Annotated in this window: 1 protein-coding gene; it reads left to right on the top strand. The window is 40.5% G+C overall.

Going from position 1 to position 1,164, the window contains the following annotated elements; translation table 11 throughout:
* Nucleotides 1–73: 73 nt before the first annotated feature.
* Nucleotides 74–1,140, top strand: a protein-coding gene (locus IQ246_RS29725; RefSeq protein ID WP_194006862.1) for an ISKra4 family transposase whose coding sequence is annotated in 2 segments (ribosomal slippage) — nt 74–230 and nt 230–1,140 — 1,068 coding nt in all. Because the reading frame shifts where the segments join, the coding sequence is not laid out codon by codon here.
* Nucleotides 1,141–1,164: the final 24 nt, after the last annotated feature.

Below are 1,164 nucleotides of genomic sequence, written 5' to 3'. Positions count from 1 at the left end.
GGGAGCATCCCAGTTTTTTGCAAAGAAAGCGAAAATCAGTCAGGATAAGTAAGACGAGTGTATTTACTTAGCGATGACCCCAGAACAAAAACAAGCTCTTCAAGAACACATTCAAGCGATCGCTAAAATATTGTACGAAGATACGTCAAAAGAAAAGCTCATAAATCTTGCAGGGATTGAAGAAGCAGTGCGGAGCCAAATGCAAAAGCACGTTATGCCAGAAGTAGGGGTTTTTTTATCGAAACGGTTACAGGAACAACCGCAGGATACCAACGACATCTCAAAAGTATCCTTGGAGAGTTACCAATAACGAGCAAACAAGCCATTGAATTAGAAGTCGCACCAAGTACTCAACTAAGTCCATACCTAGAAACTTGTTGTTTAAGGGTAAGTGCGAATGTTAGCTATGAAGATGCAGCATCAGACATCAAGTATTTTACAGGCGTGCAAGTTTCCCACAGCAGCCAACAAAGATTAGTACATCGTCAGAACTTTGACTTGCCAATGCAAAAAGACATAGTTGAAGAATTAAGTGTTGATGGTGGAAACATTCGTGTGCGAACTCCTAAAGGTCAAATATGTGCATGGCTTGGCTATAAAGCGATTAGCTTACATCATCTTGGAATGCTTGGAACTTCATTTCAGAATAATCAGATTGTGATTGATTGGGTTAATGATCAACCACTGGCTAGCACAGTTACTTGTATCGGTGATGGACATGATGGTATTTGGAATATAGTTGACCAACTAGCCCCTGATGTACAACGTCGAGAAGTGCTTGATTGGTTCCATTTGATAGAAAACCTTCATAAAATTGGGGGTTCACAAAAACGCTTGAAACAAGCACAAGCTCTACTATGGAAAGGTCAAGTTGAGGCAACCAAAGCTCTATTCGCTGATTGTAAAGGTAAACAAGCACAAAACTTTTGCGGTTATCTTGATAAGCATCGTGATCGCATTATTAACTACCAATATCATCAAGCTGAACAAATTTGTTCAATTGGTTCTGGTTCGGTTGAATCTGCCGTTAAACAGATTGACCGTCGAACAAAGATTTCTGGGGCACAATGGAAACGAGAAAATGTTCCTCAAGTCCTGGCTCATCGCTCTGCTTACCTCAATGGATTATTGTCAGTTTGAGCCACTTCAAAAAGTGAGATGCTC

Origin of the sequence: aff. Roholtiella sp. LEGE 12411, from assembly GCF_015206995.1 — a bacterium.
Classification (GTDB): domain Bacteria; phylum Cyanobacteriota; class Cyanobacteriia; order Cyanobacteriales; family Nostocaceae; genus Komarekiella.
The sequence above is the reverse complement of the archived record's forward strand: the minus strand, read 5'-3'. Positions and strand labels throughout refer to the sequence as shown.